This window comes from Heyndrickxia shackletonii, assembly GCF_001420715.1.
Taxonomy (GTDB): Bacteria; Bacillota; Bacilli; order Bacillales; family Bacillaceae_C; genus Margalitia; species Margalitia shackletonii.
Genome location: NZ_LJJC01000004.1, coordinates 1,359,552 through 1,381,636, shown reverse-complemented (window position 1 = coordinate 1,381,636; position 22,085 = coordinate 1,359,552). Strand labels below are relative to the sequence as shown.

Here is a 22,085-nt window from a genome sequence, read left to right as displayed (position 1 = left end):
TCTCCGTCTCCTCCCTACGATAAGTCAAAGACTACGAAATCTGTACGCCGATGTTCAAAGGGCCTCCGCTTTTCGAATTGTGCTACTCCTTTTCCTTGCCTAAGCCTTTTTCCATTGCCTTCCATGCCAACGTAGCACATTTTATGCGAGCTGGAAATTTTGAAACTCCTTGAAGTGCTTCCATATCACCTAAATCCAAGTCACCCTCATATTCTTTTCCTTGCACCATGTCGGAAAAAATATGGGAGAGGGCTTCTGCGGTTTCAACGTCTTTTCCTTTAATCATTTGTGTCATCATTGAAGCAGATGCCATGGAAATAGAACAGCCTTCTCCTTCAAATTTAGCATCTGTTACAATGCCATTTTCAACATTCATGGTTAAATGAATTCGGTCACCACAGGTTGGATTGTTCATATCGATTGTAAGATTACCGTTTTCTAAGGTACCCTTATTTCTTGGATTTTTATAATGATCCATAATAACTCTTCGATATAATGCATCTAGATTATTAAAGGACATCGCTAAAATACTCCTTTGTTTTAACAAGCCCAAGGGCAAGTCTGTCAATATCTTCTTCGGTGTTATATAAATAAAAACTTGCACGGGCTGTTGCGGACACATTTAACCATTTCATTAATGGTTGCGCACAATGATGACCAGCCCGAACGGCAATACCTTCAGCATCCAGTACCGTTGCAACATCATGCGGATGAACATCCTCAATATTAAAGGTTACCAGTCCTGCACGCTTCGCCGGATCTTTCGGACCATAAATAGTAAGACCATTTATTTCTGACAATCTATTCATAGCATATTCTGCTAATTTATGTTCATGATTCGTAATATTATCGAGACCAATTTCTTCTAGAAAATCAATTGCAGCTCCTAATCCAATAGCACCTGCTATTATAGGGGTCCCACCTTCGAATTTCCACGGAAGTTCTTTCCATGTTGAATCATATAAGTCCACAAAATCAATCATTTCTCCGCCAAATTCAACTGGCTCCATCTCTTCAAGCAGTTTTTTCTTTCCATACATAACACCAATACCTGTTGGTCCGCACATTTTATGACCTGAAAATGCTAGGAAATCACAGTCTAAATCTTGAACATCCACTTTCATATGTGGAGCACCTTGTGCACCATCGACTACCATATAGGCATGATGTTCGTGGGCGATTTTAGCAATTTCTTTAATTGGGTTCATCGTACCTAGTACATTTGATACGAGTGCAATTGCCACTATTTTTGTTTGGTCTGTTACTGTTTTTCGAATATCATTCAACAGAATGGTTCCATCTTCTTGCATTGGAACATATTTTAAAGTAGCACCCTTGCGTTTCGCTAATTGCTGCCAAGGAATGAGATTACTATGATGCTCCATAAAGGAGATCACAATTTCATCTCCTTCTTTCACATTATCATATCCAAAGCTGCTTGCAATCATGTTAAGCGATGCGGTAGTTCCGCGAGTGAATACAATTTCTTCTCTCGATGCAGCATTGATAAATTTGCGCACCTTATCTCGTGCACCTTCATATTTATCTGTTGCTCTAGTTCCTAATGTGTGAACACCGCGATGAACATTTGAATTATCTTGACGATAATATTGGTTTACAGCTTCAATGACGGAAAGTGGTTTTTGCGATGTTGCCGCACTATCTAAATAAACCAACGGATGTCCGTTTACTTCCTGATCGAGGATTGGAAACAGTTTACGGATCTCGTTTGCATTCATTATTTAACTTTCCTTTCAATAACCTCTGTTAACTGCTTTTTAACACCCTCGATTGGCATTTCATTTACTACAGGGGCTAGGAATCCATGGATAATTAAACGTTCTGCCTCTTTGCGGGAAATCCCACGGCTCATTAAATAATATAATTGTACCGGATCCACACGGCCAACGGAAGCAGCATGTCCCGCCATTACATCATCTTCATCAATAAGCAGCATAGGGTTTGCATCACCGCGAGCTTTTTCACTTAACATTAAAACACGTGATTCTTGCTCAGCATTTGATTTTGTAGCACCATGTTCTATTTTGCCAATCCCGTTAAAAATAGAAGAAGCCGCGTCTTTCATAACACCATGCTTTAATATAAAGCCTTCTGTATTTTTACCGAAATGGGTAATTTGTGTTGTAAAGTTTTGAGTTTGCTTACCGCGTCCAACAACTACTGTTTTAGAATGTGCGAATGAACCATCGCCAACAAGTTTGGTTGTATTATCAGAAATGGTGTTTCCATCATTCATCATTCCTAGTGCCCATTCAATGTGGGCATCACGTTTCGCAAAACCTCTGCGATTTACATATGTCGTAACGCCTTCTGCAAGTGTATCTACAGCACCATAAGAGATTTTCGCACCGGAATTTGCTACTAGCTCCGTAATAATATTCACAATTCCATTAGCTTTCTCATTTGTTGAAACGTAATTTTCAACAATTGTAACTGAACTATTATCATCTGCTACTACTAAAACATGATTAAACAACGGTGCATCATCATGATCATGCACATAAACAGTTTGTACAGGCTCACTAATTTCCACATTTTTCGGGATGTAAAGGAATACCCCGCCATTCATTAATGCAGCATGCAGTGCTGTTAATTTGTGTTCATTTATTTTAACTGCTTCTTGCATAAAATATTTTTGAACTAGGTCTGAATGTTCTTTAATGGCAGTAATAATATCAGTAAATATGACGCCCTTTGCTTTTAAATCATCTGAAATGGATAGAAAAGCAGGTGTTTGATTATGTTGAATATAGAGATTCTTGCTTTCGTTTTCCAATTCAATTAAGGAACGAACTGTTTCTGGTAAAGCTTCTAATGAAGAATATACTTCACTTTCAACCGAATGCTGCGCAAATTGAGTAAAATTCCAAGTTGTAATACGTGTTTTATCAGGTCTTGGCATAGGAAGCTCATCAGCCTTTTGGAAGGCATCAACACGAAGCTTCGTAAACCATTCTGGCTCGCCCTTTTCTTGTGAGAAAGAGTGAACATAGTCCTGACTAACGGATAGTTTTGTTTCTACAGTCATGTTAATCCTCCTAACCTTATGCTTCTTGGCCGACAGTTTCGTCTTCAATACCTAATTCATGCTTAATCCAATCGTATCCTTCTGCTTCTAGACGTTGTGCTAATTCAGGACCACCGGATTTCACAACGCGGCCTTGCATCATAACATGAACAAAGTCAGGAGTAATATAGTTAAGTAAACGTTGGTAGTGAGTGATGATTAGACAACCGAACTCACTGCTTCTCATTTCGTTAATACCTTTTGAAACGACCTTTAATGCATCTATATCTAATCCAGAGTCAATCTCATCCAAGATAGCTAGTTTTGGTTGAAGCATCATTAATTGAAGAATTTCATTACGTTTTTTCTCCCCGCCTGAAAATCCTTCATTTAAATAACGTTGTGCCATATCTGGATCCATTTCTAGGAATTCCATTTTTTTATCCAACTCACGGATAAATTTCATTAATGAAATTTCATTGCCTTCCTCACGTCTCGCATTGATTGCAGAACGTAAAAAGTCAGCATTAGTTACCCCTGCGATTTCGCTTGGATACTGCATTGCTAAGAAAAGACCGGCACGAGCGCGCTCATCTACTTCCATTTCCAAAACATTCTCTCCATCTAAAGTAATGGTGCCTTGTGTTACTTCATATTTAGGATGACCCATTATCGCAGAAGATAAAGTGGATTTACCAGTACCATTTGGACCCATGATAGCATGGATTTCTCCGCCTTTAATTTCTAAATTAACACCTTTTAAAATTTCTTTCCCTTCAATTTCAACATGAAGATCCTTAATAATTAACGTTGAACCTGCCATGATTATACCTCCGTTGTATATAAAAATTTCTACATCTCATTCTCAATCTATTCTCATTCTAATCTTATAACAAATTAAATTTATAAGCAACCGAGAACGACAATAAAAAGCTATATCTAAATAGCACTCACAACATCTAATTTAACATTTATTTTTAATGTAATCAAAGGCTCTTTTCTTAATCATTATTGCTTTGTAAATCGATAATCTTACTAGGTTACCCCTTCCACTTTAGAATAGGTCTCTTATAGGAAAAAACACCTGAAACAAAACCCTATAAGGATGAAATATAGGATACAATTGGTTATATATACAAAAATAAAAAAAGGCGGCGATACAATTGCCACCTTTCTTTCATTAATTTATTCCAATATTTAATTTACGACTAATGTCGGCCACTATACGTTGGGAGTTAACATATTCCGTCTCTCTTTTTTTCTCAATTTGCATCCTGACTCTGTGCTTTCTTTTGTACACTTCATATCCTACTCCATGTGCACTGTGCAATGCTTTTTCCATGTCCGTCGTGTACTTGATTTTAAGAGAGTTAATAATGAACCAATCCCTTCAATTTTATTTACGTTGTTCATCGTAACAAGATAAACATAATAAAACAAAGATGATTTTCATTCATTATTTTGGTTATTCTCTTCTGCTACTTAAAAATGAATACTATATAGAAGGTATTCTTAATAATCTTTTTAAATGCTCTAATATGATGGATTGTATAACAAAAAGGCTCCGGAACCCCGGAGCTTAGATGATGTATTATTTTACTGGTACTACTGCACCTTTCCATTCTTTTAAGATGAAGTCCTGAATTTCTTTTGAATGTAATACATCCACTAGCGTTTTGATTGCTTTTTTATTTTCATCACCTTTACGTACCGCAATAACGTTTACATATGGCGATTCCTTTCCTTCAATCGCAATAGAGTCTTTTAGAGGATTTAAACCAGCATCGATTGCAAAATTTGAGTTAATAACAACTGCATCCCCTTCCCCCTGTTTATATAAAGTTGTTAGAAGCGCTGGTTCATAATTATACTCAAATTTTAGATGTTTTGGATTATCTGCAATGTCTTTAAGAGTTGCTTTTGTTTTATCGATACCAGGCTTTAGTTTTATAAGTCCATTTGCTTCAAATAAAGATAAAATTCTTCCGTGGTCTGCAACAGAATTACTCATGATAATCTTAGCTCCATTTGGAAGGTCTTTCAGTGACTTATATTTTTTCGAATAAACTCCCATTGGCTCAATATGAATCTTACCAGCAATCGCGAACTTATATCCATTTTCTTTCATTTGTAAATTTAAATAAGGAATATGCTGAAAATAGTTTGCATCAAGTTCACCAGAATCTAGTGCTTTATTTGGGATTACATAATCCGTATACTTTTCAATTTGTAAATCAATTCCTTTTTTCTTCAAAATTGGCTTGGCTTTTTCTAAAATGACAGCATGTGGTGTATTAGATGCACCCACAACTAATTTTGTATCGCTATTACTAGATGAATTTTTCGTTCCGCAAGCAGCCAGTGAAACAATTAATAAAGAAGCTATGAAAATACCTAACCATTTTTTCATTTCTTAACCCTCCTGATGTTTTTAACGTTTATCTATTTTTTTTGTTATAAAATCTCCAAGAAATTGGATGATAAACACGATAATTAAAACTAGAATAGTAGCAAATACAGTTACATCATTTCGGCCTCTTTCAAAACCGTCCATATATGCAACATTTCCTAAACCACCGGCGCCAATTGCTCCGGCCATCGCTGTGTAACCGACAATAGCAATAGCAGTGACCGTTATACCTGAAACAATAGCGGGCATTGATTCTGGTAATAATACTTTAAAAATAATTGTACCTGTTGAGGCACCCATTGATTTTGCTGCTTCAATGACACCTTTGTCTATTTCACGAAGACCAATTTCCACAAGCCTAGCATAGAATGGAGCAGCCCCAATAATTAAGGCCGGTAAAGCTGCTGTTTCTCCAATAATTGTTCCTACAAGTAATTTCGTAAAAGGGATTAGTAGGACGATTAAGATAATAAACGGTATGGACCGAAATATATTAACGACAGCGGAAATAATCGAATGGATAAATCGATTTTCCCATGCTTGACCTTTAGCAGTAAGAAATAGTAAAAGTCCTAAAATAATACCTAAAATGAAAGTGGCGAGAACAGACCAAAAAGACATATATAATGTTTCCCATACAGCCTCTTTCATTGATAGCCATTCAACATCCGGAAAAAATTTCTCCATCATTTTACTTCATCACCTCCACGCCAACTTGCTGTTCTTTCAAATAATGGATTGCTTGATCCATTTCTTTTTCGTGACCAACAATTTGTAAAAATAAGGTTCCATAGGAGCCATTCTGCGTTTGTGAAATATTCCCTTGCAAGATATTAATGGATAATGGAAACTCCCTAATTAAATTTGTTATAATCGGCTGCTCTGTTGAACCACCAATAAAGGTTAATTTTATTACGAGTCCATCCGGATACTTTTGCAGTAAATGGGAAACTACTTCTTTTGTATCTTCCTGTTCGGATACTTGCTGAACAAATCGTTTTGTAATTTGCTGCTGCGGGTTTTTAAAGACCTCCAGAACTGGTCCTGTTTCTACTATCTTCCCATTTTCCATCACTGCGACCCGATGGCATATTTTGCGAATGACGTGCATTTCATGTGTAATTAAAACAATGGTTAATCCCAATTGTTTATTGATGTCTACTAATAAATCTAAAATCGAATCTGTAGTTTGTGGATCAAGCGCTGAAGTAGCCTCATCACAAAGGAGAACCTTCGGATTATTAGCTAATGCACGAGCTATCCCTACTCTTTGCTTTTGTCCTCCACTTAATTGGGATGGATATGCATTTTCTCTACCCTCAAGCCCGACAAGCTTAATAAGCTCATCAACTCTCTTCATACGTACTTTTTTTGGTACACGGGCAATTTCTAATGGGAAGGCAATATTTTCACGCACGGTTCGAGACCATAATAGATTAAAATGCTGAAAAATCATGGCAATATCTTGTCTAGCTTTTCTCAATGCTTTGCCTTTTATTTTGGAAATCTCCTGCCCTGCTACTCGAACAACACCCGAGGTAGGAAGCTCCAATCCATTTAACATACGAATAAGTGTACTCTTTCCGGCACCAGAATATCCGATTACTCCAAAGATTTCCCCTTCCTTGATTTGCAAATCAATATTATCAACCGCAGTGACCACTTTATTTTTCGTTTTAAATTGTTTTCTCACCTGTTGAATCGTAATCAAATTATTTCACCTTCTTTTCCCGAAATGTTCCAAATAAAAATGCCTCTCTGCAATGAGCAGAAAGGCACGCAAATATGATGTCCTTTCTCTCATCTTCCAAAACAATACAAGATTGTTTTGTGTGAATTGGCACCATTTCAGTTATGAACTGATGGTTGCCGGGTTTCATAGGGCACATCCCTCCACCTCTCTTGATAAGAGCACACATTTATTCAATTGAAATTAAGTTCATATAATTACGAAAGTGATTGTAACACGCAAAGAATTAACATGTCAAAGGAAAATTATACATTTCTAAAAAGAAACCGCTTCCACTTGTTCGTCATAATCTCGACATAACCAAAAAACGGATTCTAACAATAGAAAATGCCGGAATGAACCCTCGTAAACAACATGATTATATTTTCTTAATTGTGATAATCGAATATTCCCGCTTAATAGATCCATTGCAATTGGTTTTCCCATTATCATTTTCGTATCTATTTCATCTACTTGATTCGTTTTTTCAAAGGAAAATTCATTTTTAGAAAACCAAACGACCCAAGTTTCCTTTTCTATACATATACAAAAAGTAAGAGGTTCATTTGGCAACAAGGCCTGTATGTGATTCCGGGCAAAAAAATGATATTTTAATTTTGTTAAGCAGCTTTCCATATAATCATCCCATTCAATCGTTATTTAACTGTAAAATACTTTAAACATCTCCTTATCTCCTCCTAAAATTTATCTGCAATTTTCGCGTTTAAAAACAAAAAAGGACAACAATCATCAAATCACGACTGTTATCCTACTTATTTCCCAAGAAATATGTGATATTTTGGATATATTACTACCTATTTGTAATATTCGTTCTAAAGTGTTTTTAATTTTTCGAATATGAATGGAACTGAATGAAATGCATAAATTTTTTCCCTTAATACTCCGTTTTGAAAAAGGAGTAGGCAAGGGACACTTTCTATTTGAAATTTTTCGGCAAGTTGTGGAGAGTAATTTAAATCTGTTTTATACATTTGTAAGGAAGGTAAAAGTTCTTCTGTTATTCTGAGAATCTTACCCGCAACCTGGCATGTACCACATAAAGGAGTATATAAATAGAGGGTATAACTTTTATCTTGCATTACCATCATTTCGCTGATTTCTTCATATGTTAAATCGTTCACGTTCTATCATCCTATCTATGGAAAAACACCTTGGAAGAACCAAGGTGTTTTTGATTAATCTTCGTTAATCATTTCTTGATATTGTTCTGCAGTCAATAATTCGCTTATTTCCTCTTTATTAGATGGTTCCACTACGATCATCCACGCTTTTTCATATGGTGATTCATTTACAAATTCAGGGCTGTCATTTAAATCTTCGTTAACAGCCACAACTTTTCCGCTTATTGGTGCATAAAGCTCGGATACTGTTTTAACAGATTCCACACTCCCGAATGGTTCGTCAGCTTGCACTTCTGTTCCTACCTCAGGAAGCTCCACGAAAACGATGTCGCCTAGCTCAGACTGCGCAAAATCTGTAATTCCGATGCGAACATTACCGCCTTCATCTTTTACCCACTCATGTTCTTCTGAATAACGTAATTCACTTGGTAAACTCATTGAAAAATCCCTCCATCAATATGTTCAAAAATACAGGTGAAATTCCCATAATAATATGTACTCACCCAACTTGCGTTTAAAGTCGAAATTCGACTTATGATATTAATACATAACAAGTTAATATTTACATAAAAGTTGTATGTAAATCAAGAATTTACTACATTCTTATCCCCATTTTTGTGCAAATTCTTCTTCCTTGAATCCAACTGTTACATCTTTCCCATCTGTAACTAGTGGCCGCTTCATTAACATTCCATCAGAAGCAAGTATATCAAGTAATTCATCTTCTGATGCACTTTTTATTTTATCTTTTAATCCGAGTTCCCGATATTTTTGTCCACTCGTATTAAAGAACTTTTTTAAATCTAATCCACTTAAATGGTAGAGCTTTTTTAATTCCTCTTTAGATGGCGGCGAGTCCACAATATGAATTTCTATCAATTCATGCTTATGACTCTCTAACCATTTTTTTGCTTTTCGGCAAGTACCGCATTTAGGATACCAATAAAACGTCAATGCCATCTGCGTTTCACTTCCTTTCTCATGGATAGTACAATCATGCTGCAATAATACTATTTCGACACAAATTTTATTTTACCTTCTATGCTAATAGCAAATTTATTGATTTTTATCCTATTCCCATTTGCGTTTTAGCTGAAAAAATTCTTGTATATAACCATAGGTTGAAACAGGAGACATGATCATTTGATAGGCCAAAATAAAGAGAATAAAACCGATAAAGTTTTTTCGAATTCGAAGATTTAACGGTCTAAAAACAAATCTCTTCTGATATAAGTAAAGAATTCCAAAGCTTATAAGCGTTAGTGGTAAAACAAAAAAGGTCATTGGCCCCACTATCCAAAAATGACCAAAAAATGCTAAAACTAAACCAGGTATCCAGAATAGGGTGTAGCTTATGTCTAAAAAAGGCATAATGAAGTTGATTCCTGTTAAATATTTCGTATATATTTGTGGCTGCTGCCATGGTTTGATTTCTCGCAGCCCTTCAATCATTCCCCTTGCCCAGCGTGAACGTTGACGGACAAAATGAAGGATTGATGTTGGTGCATCCGTAAAGGCTACCGCCAATGGTTCGAAAAATACTTTATTCTTACCTTCCAATAGTCTCCAAGTTAATACGATATCTTCTCCGATAGCATCCGGCCATCCACCAACTTCTTTAATGTATTTTGTTTTATACAAGCTAAATGCCCCTTGAGCTACTAAAGTTCCCTGATAGAGGCCCTGCAAACGTTTGATGGAAGCAATGCCTAAAAAATAATCCCATTCTTGTATTCTTGTCCAAATATTTTGGCGGCTATTACGGACAAGAACCGAGCCTGCAACTGCCACAACATCAATAGGACTACTTATCATGCGAGCCATTAAATATCTTACCGCAGATTTATGAATTATTGTATCCGCATCGAGCGTTATTACGTTCTCTGTCTCGACATATTTTAGCCCCTTGTTCAAAGCATGGAACTTCCCAGGTTTTTCCTCATTTAATAAGAGTAAATTTAATTGTAGTTCATCTTTTGCCTTAAGTACCTCCGTTGCTGTTTGATCTTCTGATGCATTATTTACAACAATGACATATATTTCTCCTTCGTAGTCTTGGTTTTTAACATATTTTAAGGTATTATAAATTCCATTTTCTTCATTGTAAGCGGCAATAATGATCGTTACAGGAATATCTGGATATTCTTTTTTAAAAGGCGGCTGTTTGTCAAACAATAAACTTACAACCAGAAATGCATTCATATAACCCGGTATATAGGAAATACCGGAAATAACCACAATAGCTGCCGGAATCGAAATTAGATTTCCAAGATCCTTAATCCATGGGACGGATAAATAAATGGAGAATAGCATCCAAAACAATGCCAGGATATGACTAATCCAAAACTTTACAGAGACGGATATATAAAATTTAGATTGCATTATTCTAATGGGATTAAAGTTTGAAGATTTCATTGGAGCCCCCAAAAAGAAATGAATTCTCTTTTAGGTTTCCCTATTAAAAAAAGCATACCATATGAATTTTTAAAAATAAAACCAACAAATCAAATGATTTGTTGGCTAATATCTATTAAAGAACGTATTTTTCTGCTTCAATAAGTTTGACAGAAGCTTCACGTTTTTTCGCAATGACATTAATAGGATTGTGGCGTGTTAATTTTCGTAATGCAGATAGCATCATTCTTAATGTGTCGCCTTCTTCAATTGCTACTAACGATTCCTTTGCCAATTGTTCAATTTCATAGAAGGATTCTTGACAAAAGATTTGTGTATATAGAAGTTTTTGCTGATTCTTTTCTACACCATCTTTTGCAATTGCTTTTTCTGTACGAAGCAGAGCTGACTCCATAGAGTATGTTAAGGAAACAATATCCGCTATATTAACAAGAATTTCTTGCTCATGCTCTAAAGCAGTACCAAATTTTTGTGCTGCAAGTCCAGCGATCATTAATGCAACCTTTTTCGCATTGCGAGTTAAATATTTTTCTTGTTCTAATGGAGCGTCACCAATTTCCTCGGGCATCATCATCATTAACTCTTCCTGTAAGCTTTGAGCTTTTTGAAGCAATGTTAATTCGCCTTTCAGTGCTTTTTTCATAAATGTTCCAGGTACGATTAAACGGTTAATTTCGTTTGTTCCTTCAAAGATACGGTTAATTCGGGAATCACGGTATGCTCTAGAAATTTCGTACTCATCCATGAAACCGTATCCGCCATGAATTTGCACACCTTCATCAACTACATAATCAAGAACTTCTGATCCAAATACTTTGTTTAAGGAACACTCAATCGCATATTCTGCAATAGAATTTGCAACTTCTAATCCATTCTTCGATTGTTCCTCAGTTAATTGGCTCATTCTTTCATCGAAAAGACCTACTGTACGGTATACAGAGCTTTCAGATGCATAGATTTTCGAAGCCATTGTTGCCAGTTTTTCCTTCGTTAAGTTAAACTCGGAAATTGGTGTTTTAAATTGCTTGCGTTGGTTCGCATATTTTGCCGTAATTTCAAAAGCACTTTTCGCACCGCCAACTGTACCTACACCAAGCTTATAACGACCGATGTTTAAAATGTTAAATGCTATCTTATGGCCTTTACCAATTTCGCCTAATAGATTTTCGACCGGTACTTCGGCATCCTCTAAAATTAAAGTACGTGTAGAGGAGCTTTTAATCCCCATTTTCTTTTCTTCTGCACCTGTTGATACACCAGGGAATTCACGTTCTACGATAAATGCAGAGAATTTATCCCCATCGATTTTTGCATAAACGACAAATACATCTGCAAAACCTGCATTGGTTATCCATTGCTTCTCACCATTTAAAATATAATGTGTACCCGCATCGTTTAATTTTGCGACTGTTTTTGCACCAAGTGCATCGGATCCTGAGCTTGGCTCTGTCAGTGCATAAGCAGCAATTTTTTCACCGGTTGCAAGTACAGGTAAATATTTTTGTTTTTGTTCTTCATTACCGAATAAAACAATCGGCAGGGAACCAATCCCAACGTGAGCACCATGGGAAATAGAGAATCCGCCTGATTTTGCCATTTTTTCAGCAATTAAAGCTGAACTTACTTTATCAAGATCCAAACCGCCATATTCTTCTGGTACATCTGCACCTAATAAACCAAGTTCTCCAGCTGATTTTAATAATTTTACTGAGCGGTCAAATTCATGCTTTTCTAAATACTCAACTTGTGGCAATACTTCGTTATCAATAAAATCTTCTGTCGTTTTGGCAATCATTTTTTGCTCATCTGAAAAGTCTTCAGGTGTAAAGATTCGTTCATAAGAAATATCTTCAATTAAAAAGCTGCCGCCTTTAATCAATTTTTCCGTTTGATTTGTCATTGTCATTTCCTCCTTGAAATCATTTACATTAATTCAAATACGCCAGCTGCTCCCATGCCGCCGCCAATACACATTGTTACTACACCAAATTGTACGTTACGTCTTTTCATTTCATGAATAAGAGAAAGTGTTAATTTCGTTCCTGTACAGCCAAGCGGATGACCTAAAGCAATTGCTCCGCCGTTTACATTCACAATCTCTTCATTTAAACCAAGCTTGCGAATCACTTGAATCGATTGAGATGCAAAGGCTTCATTTAATTCAAATAATCCAATATCCGATAATTCCAGTCCAGCAATTTTTAAGGCCTTTGGAATTGCTTCTACTGGGCCAATTCCCATAATTTCAGGCGGAACCCCTGCAACTGCAAAAGAACGGAATTTGGCCATTGGCTGATAGCCCAATGATTTTGCTTTTTCACCATCCATTAATAGGACTGCCGCTGCTCCATCACTTGTTTGTGATGAGTTTCCGGCTGTAACACTACCTGTTACGGAGAACGCAGGGCGAAGCTTTCCTAAAACCTCTACAGTTGATTCTGGACGAACACCTTCATCATTTGTGAATAAAATCTTGTTTTCTACTAATTTATTCTTTGAATCTACTGAACGAAGGGTAACATCAACTGGTACAATTTCGTCCTTAAATTTCCCTTCTTCAATTGCTTTAGCTGCTTTTTGATGACTGCGAACGGCAAATGCATCCTGATCTTCACGTGATACTCCGAACTTCGTTGCGACTTGTTCAGCAGTATGCCCCATTCCCATATAATACTGTGGGGCCGTTTCAGCTAACGTGGCATTTGGACGGACTACATGCCCCATCATCGGTACAAGACTCATAGATTCCGCACCGCCGGCAAGGATGGTATCAGAGGATCCCAGCATAATTCTTTCTGCACCATATGCAATTGCTTGCAGTCCAGAAGAACAATATCTGTTAATGGTTACTGCAGGTACTGTATCTGGAAGCCCTGCTAATGCTCCGATATTACGAGCCATATTCAAGCCTTGCTCTGCTTCCGGCATGGCGCAGCCGATAATTAAATCATCGATGTTTCCTTCATAATTTCCCGCTCTTTTTAACGTTTCTTTTACCACTAATGCACCTAAATCATCTGGACGAACATTGGCAAGTGTTCCTTTATTCGCTTTTCCAACCGGTGTTCTGGCCCCGGCTACAATGACTGCTTCACGCATTTACTTCCCCTCTTTCCAGGTGATTTATCAAATAGGTAAAATCACCTTTCGAATATATGTCCATCTATTAGGCTCTTTTCTTAAACTTTGTAGCTATTTACATATGAGTAAAAATCGGCAGTAGGATTTTTACGGTGATTTTCTACAATCAAATGAAAAGCGGAATGTAGAAAAGAGCGCGAATCCTATCCATTTTAAGAATTATTTACGTATACGAAAAGCCACAATCTTTTGCGAAAACAGCCATCTATTAAGAAGAATGAGTTTTAATTTCTTAAAGGTTTTCCTTTTGTCAGCATATATTGCATTCTTTGCTGCGTCTTTCCTTCAGCAATCAAGCTCAGGAATGCTTCTCTTTCAAGATCAAGCAGATATTGTTCATCTACCTCTGTTCCATATGGCACTTTTCCGCCAGCGATGACATAAGCAATTTTCTTTGCGATTTTCATGTCATGCTCGGAAATATAACCGGATAAGTGCATTGCTTGTGCACCTAATAAAAGAGTTGCATATCCGGTTTCACCTACAACTGGAACTTTCTTGCGAGCAGGTGCCTTATAGCCTTTTGCATGAAGTGCTAAGACTGCTTGTTTAGCGTCGTAAAGTTGATGGTCCCCGTTAACACTGATTCCATCCGCATTACTTAAGAAATTATTTAAACGTGCTTCTTCGCCAGATGTCGAAACCTTTGCCATTGCAATGGTTTCAAACACTTTATTTGCTACTTTTTGTAAGTCGAAATCAACCCCGTTAGGCATATTTCTCAAATGCTTGATGTAAAGCTCTTTGTTTCCGCCGCCGCCAGGAAGGAGACCAACACCTACTTCTACAAGACCCATATAGGTTTCCATAGAGGCTTGAATATGTGCAGATGGAAGGCAAACTTCTGCCCCTCCGCCTAGTGTCATCGCAAATGGTGCTGTTACAACAGGCTTTGGACTGTATTTCACTTTCATCATCGCATTTTGGAACTGACGGACAACCATATCTAATTCAAAGAAATTATCATCTTGTGCTTCCATTAACATTAATGCTAAGTTGGCTCCAACGCAGAAGTTTTTCCCTTGATTTCCGATAACAAGCCCTTTGTAGTTTTTCTCCACCTCATCAATGGCGAAATTGATCATTTGAATGATATCTAGACCAATTGCGTTATTCGGTGAATGGAATTCTAATAGTGCAACTTCATCACCTATGTCAATAAGGCTTGCTCCTGTATTCTTTTTGATCAATTTGCCCTGTTTTTTCAATTGAGCTAAATCAATTACTTTTGGATTGCGTTTTACTTGTTTATATTCGCCTTTATGGTAGTAATACTGGACTCCTTCTTCCTCTTTATAGAAGGAAGTATTTCCTTTTTCCACCATTTCTTTTACCCATGCAGGAACGGTTAATCCCGATTCTTCCATTAATTGAACAGATTTTTCTACTCCGATAACATCCCAAGTTTCAAATGGCCCAAACTTCCAGCCGAAGCCCCACTTCATCGCGTTGTCTACGGATACAATGTCATCAGCAATGACATCTAATAATTCCGCGGAATACACAAGAACTGGTGCCATTATATTCCACAGCAAAGAACCAACTTTATCCTTCGCATATATTAGCGCTTTCATTTTTGCAGCGGTTCCTTTTTGCTGATTAGCCATTTGCAAGGATGGTGACGAGAGCTTTTTGCGTTCCTCATATTCAAGCGTTTCCGGATTAAGTTCTAAGATTTCTTTGCCCTTTTTCAAATAGAATCCTTGACCGGATTTACTTCCTAACCAGCCCTTATCAAACATTTTCTTCATAAAATCAGGTACGGCAAATACTTCTTTTTCTTTTCCTTCCACTTGTTCATACACATTGTTTGCAACATGGATAAAGGTATCTAACCCTACAACATCAAGGGTACGGAATGTTGCACTTTTCGGTCTTCCTAGAAGCGGACCTGTTACGGAATCAACCTCACCGATACTGTATCCGCCTTTTAGCATTTCTTGAACGGTTATAAGAAGTCCGTAAGTTCCTATTCTGTTTCCGATAAAGTTGGGAGTATCCTTCGCAAACACAACCCCTTTTCCCAGAACATCTTCGCCAAATGTCTTCATAAACTCCAGAACTGCTGGGTCTGTATTCTTAGTTGGTATCACCTCTAAAAGCTTTAAGTATCTTGGTGGGTTGAAAAAGTGTGTACCAAGGAAATGCTTCTGGAAATCCTCTGAGCGGCCTTCCGCCATTGCTTCAACAGAAATTCCTGATGTATTTGAACTTACAATGCTTCCTGGCTTACGATATTTATCTACCTGTTCAAAGACTTTCTTTTTAATAGTTAAGTTTTCCACTACTACTTCAATAACCCAGTCCACTTCGGAAAGCTTTGAAATATCATCTTCCATATTTCCTGTTTGGATCAGCGCCAGACTCTCTTTTGTAGTTAGCGGAGCTGGTTTTTGTTTCAATAATTTTTGTACGGCACTATTGGCAAATCGATTTCGTACCGCTTTATCCTCTAATGTTAATCCCTTTGTAATTTCATCATTCGTTCGTTCATTCGGTACGATGTCCAACAATAATGTTGGAATACCGATATTCGCCAAATGAGCAGCGATTCCTGAGCCCATTACACCGGAACCTAAAACAGCCGCTTTTTTAATACTGTAACCCAATGATATTTCCCCCTTCGACGACATTTTGAATGAATACTCATTCATTTTATAACCAAAAAAATATCTCACGAATGAGTTTTACTACTTCTAATATAAATGAATATTTAAATTCCTTCAATAATTAATTCTCGAAAAATTTATAAATTTTAATAAAGAGCGATACTAAGAGTTTTTCTGAAGCTTTCAACCTGTTTTTAGTGAGCAAAAATTTTACAATCCTGCTTTTGAATGATATTTCGGTCAGTAATGGGAAATCTAACTTTTAGAATCTATTTGGGAGGTGAAGTTACCTGTGGCAAGGCTCAAAAAAAATCCATCCAAGGCTGGTGTAAGTGCAGCAAGTGTGAAAGGAAATGCAGGCCCTACAGTGGAAGCGGATGGCGGCGGAAAAGTTAATAGTCAAAATAACCAATATAAAAAACGCTAAAAAACAAATACGCAAGCGCATTACCCATCGGCGTATGGATGAGTGAAATTTGAAGTGTAATTTCACCTTCGTAATCGCAGGCTCTAGATAAAGGAAATGTTGAATTATCGTAGTGCGTAGACAGAGAAATTCACTAGCCGATAGGCGCTGAAGCTAAACTTGCAGATAAACTTTTCAAAAGTTATACACAGGGTTAAATCGATAAAAAGGAGGTATTTTTATGCAACAGCAAAACCAGCAAACGGCTATGAATCAGCCGCCAAGCATCATCTCTACGAAAGATTTGTCTTATATTGATGATATGCTGGCTTGGAATTTACTTGCGATGAAAAAAGCACATTTTGCTGCTGAACATTGTCAAGACGAAGAAGTAAAAGCTGCATGTGAAAAATGCGGAGAAATGCACCAGCGCCACTATAGTCAAATACTTGGACATCTTCAGCATCATTTGCAAAATCAGGCTCAAGCTTTTCAACAAAATCAAGCAAATCAAACGATTCAACAAAATCAACAAATGATGTAATGAAGGAGGTGTTAAATATGCAAAACCAACAAGGTATTCAAAATCCGCAAACACAGGTTCCAAAAACACCGCGAATGAATGACCGCGATTTTGCTACTGATTTATTATCAATGGAAAAATATATGACTGCTTCCTATAATAATGCATTAAATGAAGCTAGCCATCAAGGTCTTTATCAGGATCTATTGTCCATTTTTAACGAAACACAAAATGAGCAGCGGGAAATTTTTAATCTTATGTTTCGCAAAGGCTGGTATAAGCTTGAAGAAGCAGATCAGCAAAAAATGCAGCAATCCTATCAGAATCATCAGGAGTATTCTTCACAATTTCCTTATGGGAATCAAATGCATTAATTAATTTTTGAAAGAATCTTGTCCTTCATAATTATTGTGAAGGACATATTTATTGTTGATCGAGCTAGTTTTGTCCTTCATAACCTTTGTGAAGGACACTTCCTTCTTTTTCTTGCTTCATTTTGTCCTTCATCAACCTTATGAAGGACACTCCCATCCCTCCCTTGCTTCAGTTTGTCCTTCATCAACGTTATAAAGGACAATTCCCCCCTTCCCCAACTTCATTTTGTCCTTCATAATGTTTTCTATCTTATAGATAGCCCATCAATTATCAATCGCACTTTTAGTATGACGAACTCTTCAACATTCCACTATAATATGTGTAAAGTAAACTTCAGGATGGGGTGCCTATTTTGTTACATGCCAATCTCGCTAAAAAGATTGTTCAAGAGGTCCGAAAATTATTAAATGAAGAAATTGTCGTCATGGATACGAACGGAATTATTATTGCTGCTACTAATCAAACAAGAATTGGCCAATTCCACGAGGGAGCTTTATTAACTTGTAAAAGCAAACAAAAGCTGATTATCTCACTTGAAGACGAGAAAAATATGATGGGAGTAAAGGCTGGAATTAATTTACCTATATTTACAGGTGAACATGTTGTTGGAGTGATTGGCATCACCGGTAGCCCTGAAGCAGTTTCCCAGTATGGGGAATTACTAAAGAGGATGACAGAGCTACTTATTAAAGAAAGCATATATATTGAGGAAACAGGTCGTCATATACGCGCGATGGAAACGTTTATTTTTGATTGGCTTGAACTCAGGGAATGGGATCCCACTTTTATCAATCGTGCGGAAAGACTAGGTATTGACATAAATGTTTCTAGACAATTAGTACTTATAAAAATGGAAAATAATCCACAACCAAGTCAGCAGCTTATTGAAAAGTGGCATAACACTCTAGAAAAGAATGAACTTCTAATAAGATGGGGACATGATCGCTTTTTATTATTGTTAGATGCAGATATACCTCTTGACCAAAAACAGCTAAGGCAAAAACTTTCTACTTGGAAAAAAATAATGAAGGATGACCTTATTTTTGGAGTTGGAAATATTACGCCGGCAAAGGATTTAAAAAAGTCATTTTTGCAGGCTGAACGTGCACTCCGTTCCGTCAAGGGGACTGAGTGGATTGTATTTGATGAGGACCTCACTTTAGAAATGATAATCGATGATGTGCGAATGGAAACGAAAGCATTATTTATTGAGCGAACACTAAAGCCAATATTAATGGACTTTGAACTGATTGAAACTTTAAAGGCATACTTCCAGCATGATTATTCTATTAAAGCAACAGCTAATCATTTGCATATTCATATAAATACCTTACATTATAGACTGAAAAAAACGGAAGAATTAACTGGTTTAAACCCAAAACATACTCGTGATCAAGCAATCCTCTACATTGCCCTGCAAATTTTAGATGAATATACAAATTAAAACGAAATAATGTCATATATTTTGTTTCAACATACATAGCGAGATTCCCTCGCTTTTTCTATACTTATATCAAGAAAAATGATTGGAGGCGTTTTCTTGATTACCTCAACACTAAAGGAAAAATTAGTTTCAATAGTTGGTCATGAAAATATAGATGATTCAAAAGCTGGCAGACTTGTATATTCCTATGATGCCACACCGCAATTTCAATCCATGCCGGATATGATAGTAGCACCCCGTAATACAAAGGAAGTATCAGAAATTGTAAAGCTTTGCAATGAACATAAGATTCCAATTGTTCCACGCGGTTCAGGAACAAATCTTTGTGCAGGTACTTGCCCTACTGAAGGCGGGATTGTGCTCTTATTCAAGCATATGAATAAAATTCTCGAGCTTGATGAAGAAAATCTTGCCGTTATCGTTCAGCCAGGTGTTATCACGCTCGATTTGACTAATACGGTTGAAGCTGCTGGTCTCTTCTATCCCCCGGATCCCAGCTCTATGAAAATATCAACGATTGGCGGGAACTTAAATGAGAACTCCGGCGGATTAAGAGGCCTTAAATATGGAGTTACTCGCGACTACGTTTTGGGTCTTGAAATTGTCCTTCCAAATGGGGATATTATCCGTACTGGAGGCAAGCTTGCAAAAGATGTTGCCGGATATGATTTAACAAGGCTATTTGTCGGATCGGAAGGAACACTTGGTATTATTACAGAGGCAACGCTTAAATTGATACCGATGCCTGAAACGAAGAAAACGATGCTGGCACTCTATCAAGATATGGAAGCTGCTGCAAGAACTGTTTCGAGAATTATCGCGAATAGAATCATCCCTGCCACCCTTGAGTTTTTAGACCAGCCGACTTTAATTGCTGTTGAAGACTTTGCCAAAATCGGATTGCCAACTAACGTAAAAGCAGTTCTTTTGATTGAGCAGGATGGAGCTCCTGAAATTGTGGAAAGGGATATGAAGAGAATTGCAGAAATATGTCATGAGGAATTAGCTGAGTCTGTGCAGATAGCGGGGACAAATGAAGAAGCGGAAAATTTAACTGCTGCGAGACGTGCTGCCCTTTCTGCTTTGGCAAGGCTGAAACCAACGACTATTTTAGAGGATGCAACAGTCCCTAGATCAGAAATTGCTAATATGGTTCGTGCTATCAATGAAATAGCCGATAAATATCATGTGAAAATTGCAACTTTCGGTCATGCAGGTGATGGAAACCTCCATCCTACATGCCCTACGGATGTGCGCGATCGCGATGAAATAGAGCGAGTGGAACATGCTTTTGCAGAAATATTTGCGAAAGCAATAGAACTTGGAGGCACTATTACAGGTGAACATGGTGTGGGAGCAATGAAAGCACCCTATCTTGAATGGAAGCTAGGGAAAGAAGGAATTGCCGCGATGAAAGCAATTAAAGCTAGTTTTGATCCTAATAATATTATGAACCCTGGAAAGGTCTTTGCGAAAGAGAGCCGGAAACGTTTGGTGGTGACAAGATGACTACAATAAAAGAACAAACAACTATTAGGCAGCAATTTGCTGAACGGATGGATGAAGATGAATTATTAAACTGTATGAGATGTGGGTTTTGTCTTCCCTCTTGTCCCACTTATATTGAATCTGGATTTCAGGAGATCCATTCTCCGCGTGGTAGAATTGCCTTAATGAAAGCAGTAAAAGATGGTGTGCTGGAACCGGATGAAGATGTGGAACGCTCCTTAAGCCTATGCTTGGGATGCAGAGCTTGTGAGCCTGTTTGTCCGTCCGGTGTGAAATACGGCCACCTTCTGGAAGAAGCAAGAGATATCATACATCAAAACAAAAAACACACCATGCCAGCACAAGCTGTTCGAAATGCTGTATTTGAAGGGCTTTTTCCGCATCAAAACCGCATGCAAACCGTAACTGGACTATTAGGATTTTATCAGCGCTCCGGGTTGCAAAAGCTGACCAGGAAAATCGGCTTTATGAAGCTATTTCCTGAGAATTTGGCAACCATGGAGAAAGTGTTGCCGAAAGTGCCAACTATAAAAGAAATAAAAAGCAGACCCGAGTATTTTCCGGCTAACGGTGTAGAAGCGAAAAGAGTTGCTTTCTTTGCTGGCTGTCTAATGGATACCATGTTTTTGGATACGAATAATGCAACGATCAAGCTGCTCAAACTTGCTGGATGTGAAATTGTCATTCCAAAATCACAAGCCTGTTGCGGAGCCCTGCATGGTCATAGTGGTGAAAAAACGAAAGCAATGGAAATGGCAAAGCGAAATATCGAAGCTTTTGAAAAGGTAAATGTGGATTATATTATTACAAATGCCGGCGGATGCGGAGCCTTTTTAATCGATTATGATCATTTACTGAAGGACGACCCTGAATGGAAAGAGCGTGCGATTGCTTTTAAAAATAAATTAAAAGATATAACACAAATTTTAGTAGAATTAGAGTTTCATCATAAAGTTCCGTTACGATTATCAGAGCGTGTCGTGACTTATCAGGATTCCTGTCATTTGCGGAATGTCATGAAAACCTCGGATGCGCCAAGAACCTTATTGAAGGCGATCGATGGGGTAGAATTTCGAGAGATGAACAAGGCTGACAGCTGTTGCGGTTCAGCGGGAATATATAATATTGTTGAATCGGAAATGTCGATGAAAATTCTTGATTCCAAAATGGTGAATGCGAAAGCTACCAATGCAACCACCATCGTCACAGCCAATCCTGGCTGCTTGCTGCAAATGAAGCTTGGAATTGAACGAGAAGGCTTGTCAGAAAAAGTGGAAGCTGTCCATATTGTTGATTTATTGGCCGAGGCAGCGTCCTTGGATCGGGATTCAGGTCCATTATTTCATTAATGGGA

22 protein-coding genes and 1 riboswitch are annotated in these 22,085 nt (G+C 37.5%); of the genes, 6 read left to right on the top strand and 16 right to left on the bottom strand.

Annotated elements, in window-relative coordinates; all coding sequences use genetic code 11:
* Positions 1-82: 82 nt before the first annotated feature.
* The 16 genes from sufU to AN964_RS06365 all read right to left on the bottom strand — a co-directional run bounded on the left by sufU (position 83) and on the right by AN964_RS06365 (position 16,498).
* Entirely contained in the window at positions 83-520 is a 438-nt protein-coding gene (gene sufU, locus AN964_RS06435; protein ID WP_055738911.1) for a Fe-S cluster assembly sulfur transfer protein SufU, read from the bottom strand.
* Entirely contained in the window at positions 510-1,739 is a 1,230-nt protein-coding gene (locus tag AN964_RS06430; protein ID WP_055738910.1) for a cysteine desulfurase, read from the bottom strand. The genes sufU and AN964_RS06430 overlap by 11 nt, the downstream gene beginning before the upstream one ends.
* The gene (sufD, locus tag AN964_RS06425) at positions 1,739-3,049 is read right to left on the bottom strand and encodes a Fe-S cluster assembly protein SufD (protein WP_055738909.1); all 1,311 of its coding nucleotides are present in this window, start codon (positions 3,047-3,049) and stop codon (positions 1,739-1,741) included. Before sufD ends, AN964_RS06430 begins: the two co-directional genes overlap by 1 nt.
* 16 nt (positions 3,050-3,065) lie before the next feature.
* The gene (sufC, locus tag AN964_RS06420) at positions 3,066-3,851 is read right to left on the bottom strand and encodes a Fe-S cluster assembly ATPase SufC (RefSeq protein WP_055738908.1); all 786 of its coding nucleotides are present in this window, start codon (positions 3,849-3,851) and stop codon (positions 3,066-3,068) included.
* 357 nt (positions 3,852-4,208) lie between these two features.
* Complete coding sequence (locus AN964_RS27655) at positions 4,209-4,370, bottom strand: YuzK family famiily protein (protein ID WP_496197015.1); 162 nt, start codon at positions 4,368-4,370, stop codon at positions 4,209-4,211.
* Between the two features lie 249 nt (positions 4,371-4,619).
* Entirely contained in the window at positions 4,620-5,438 is an 819-nt protein-coding gene (locus AN964_RS06415) for a MetQ/NlpA family ABC transporter substrate-binding protein (protein WP_055738907.1), read from the bottom strand.
* Positions 5,439-5,459: 21 nt separating this feature from the next.
* Complete coding sequence (locus AN964_RS06410; protein WP_055738906.1) at positions 5,460-6,128, bottom strand: methionine ABC transporter permease; 669 nt, start codon at positions 6,126-6,128, stop codon at positions 5,460-5,462.
* A gap of 1 nt (position 6,129) precedes the next feature.
* Positions 6,130-7,149: a methionine ABC transporter ATP-binding protein gene (locus AN964_RS06405; RefSeq protein ID WP_055738905.1), complete on the bottom strand. Its 1,020-nt coding sequence runs from the start codon at positions 7,147-7,149 to the stop codon at positions 6,130-6,132.
* Positions 7,150-7,235: 86 nt separating this feature from the next.
* Positions 7,236-7,350: riboswitch (SAM riboswitch) on the bottom strand.
* 93 nt (positions 7,351-7,443) lie between these two features.
* The gene (locus AN964_RS06400) at positions 7,444-7,803 is read right to left on the bottom strand and encodes a hypothetical protein (protein WP_055738904.1); all 360 of its coding nucleotides are present in this window, start codon (positions 7,801-7,803) and stop codon (positions 7,444-7,446) included.
* A gap of 197 nt (positions 7,804-8,000) precedes the next feature.
* Positions 8,001-8,309 (bottom strand): thioredoxin family protein, encoded by a 309-nt coding sequence (locus tag AN964_RS06395; RefSeq protein ID WP_055738903.1) that lies wholly within the window; start codon positions 8,307-8,309, stop codon positions 8,001-8,003.
* 54 nt (positions 8,310-8,363) lie between these two features.
* Entirely contained in the window at positions 8,364-8,747 is a 384-nt protein-coding gene (gene gcvH / locus AN964_RS06390) for a glycine cleavage system protein GcvH (protein WP_055738902.1), read from the bottom strand.
* Between the two features lie 165 nt (positions 8,748-8,912).
* On the bottom strand, positions 8,913-9,269 hold the full coding sequence (locus tag AN964_RS06385) for an arsenate reductase family protein (RefSeq protein ID WP_055738901.1): 357 nt from the start codon (positions 9,267-9,269) through the stop codon (positions 8,913-8,915).
* Positions 9,270-9,380: 111 nt separating this feature from the next.
* Positions 9,381-10,724 (bottom strand): glycosyltransferase family 2 protein, encoded by a 1,344-nt coding sequence (locus AN964_RS06380; RefSeq protein WP_055738900.1) that lies wholly within the window; start codon positions 10,722-10,724, stop codon positions 9,381-9,383.
* A gap of 115 nt (positions 10,725-10,839) precedes the next feature.
* On the bottom strand, positions 10,840-12,624 hold the full coding sequence (locus AN964_RS06375; RefSeq protein ID WP_055738899.1) for an acyl-CoA dehydrogenase FadE: 1,785 nt from the start codon (positions 12,622-12,624) through the stop codon (positions 10,840-10,842).
* Between the two features lie 23 nt (positions 12,625-12,647).
* A complete protein-coding gene (locus AN964_RS06370; RefSeq protein ID WP_055738898.1) occupies positions 12,648-13,823 on the bottom strand; it encodes an acetyl-CoA C-acetyltransferase in 1,176 nt (391 codons plus the stop codon).
* A gap of 266 nt (positions 13,824-14,089) precedes the next feature.
* Positions 14,090-16,498, bottom strand: a complete 2,409-nt coding sequence (locus AN964_RS06365) for a 3-hydroxyacyl-CoA dehydrogenase/enoyl-CoA hydratase family protein (RefSeq protein WP_055738897.1) — start codon at positions 16,496-16,498, stop codon at positions 14,090-14,092.
* A 268-nt stretch (positions 16,499-16,766) separates the two neighbouring features.
* On the opposite strand from AN964_RS06365, the gene AN964_RS25365 reads away from it, so the two are divergent.
* The 6 genes from AN964_RS25365 to AN964_RS06340 all read left to right on the top strand — a co-directional run bounded on the left by AN964_RS25365 (position 16,767) and on the right by AN964_RS06340 (position 22,080).
* Entirely contained in the window at positions 16,767-16,901 is a 135-nt protein-coding gene (locus AN964_RS25365; RefSeq protein ID WP_083489243.1) for a YuzL family protein, read from the top strand.
* A 220-nt stretch (positions 16,902-17,121) separates the two neighbouring features.
* Positions 17,122-17,424: a hypothetical protein gene (locus AN964_RS06360; RefSeq protein WP_055738896.1), complete on the top strand. Its 303-nt coding sequence runs from the start codon at positions 17,122-17,124 to the stop codon at positions 17,422-17,424.
* A 17-nt stretch (positions 17,425-17,441) separates the two neighbouring features.
* Positions 17,442-17,777, top strand: coding sequence for a spore coat protein (locus AN964_RS06355; RefSeq protein WP_055738895.1), 336 nt, complete (start codon positions 17,442-17,444; stop codon positions 17,775-17,777).
* Between the two features lie 353 nt (positions 17,778-18,130).
* Positions 18,131-19,222 carry a CdaR family transcriptional regulator gene (locus tag AN964_RS06350; protein WP_055738894.1) on the top strand — a complete coding sequence of 364 codons (1,092 nt, stop codon included), beginning with the start codon at positions 18,131-18,133 and terminating at the stop codon, positions 19,220-19,222.
* Between the two features lie 96 nt (positions 19,223-19,318).
* Positions 19,319-20,731, top strand: coding sequence for a glycolate oxidase subunit GlcD (glcD, locus tag AN964_RS06345; protein WP_055738893.1), 1,413 nt, complete (start codon positions 19,319-19,321; stop codon positions 20,729-20,731).
* A complete protein-coding gene (locus tag AN964_RS06340; RefSeq protein WP_055738892.1) occupies positions 20,728-22,080 on the top strand; it encodes a (Fe-S)-binding protein in 1,353 nt (450 codons plus the stop codon). The genes glcD and AN964_RS06340 overlap by 4 nt, the downstream gene beginning before the upstream one ends.
* Positions 22,081-22,085 lie beyond the last annotated feature (5 nt).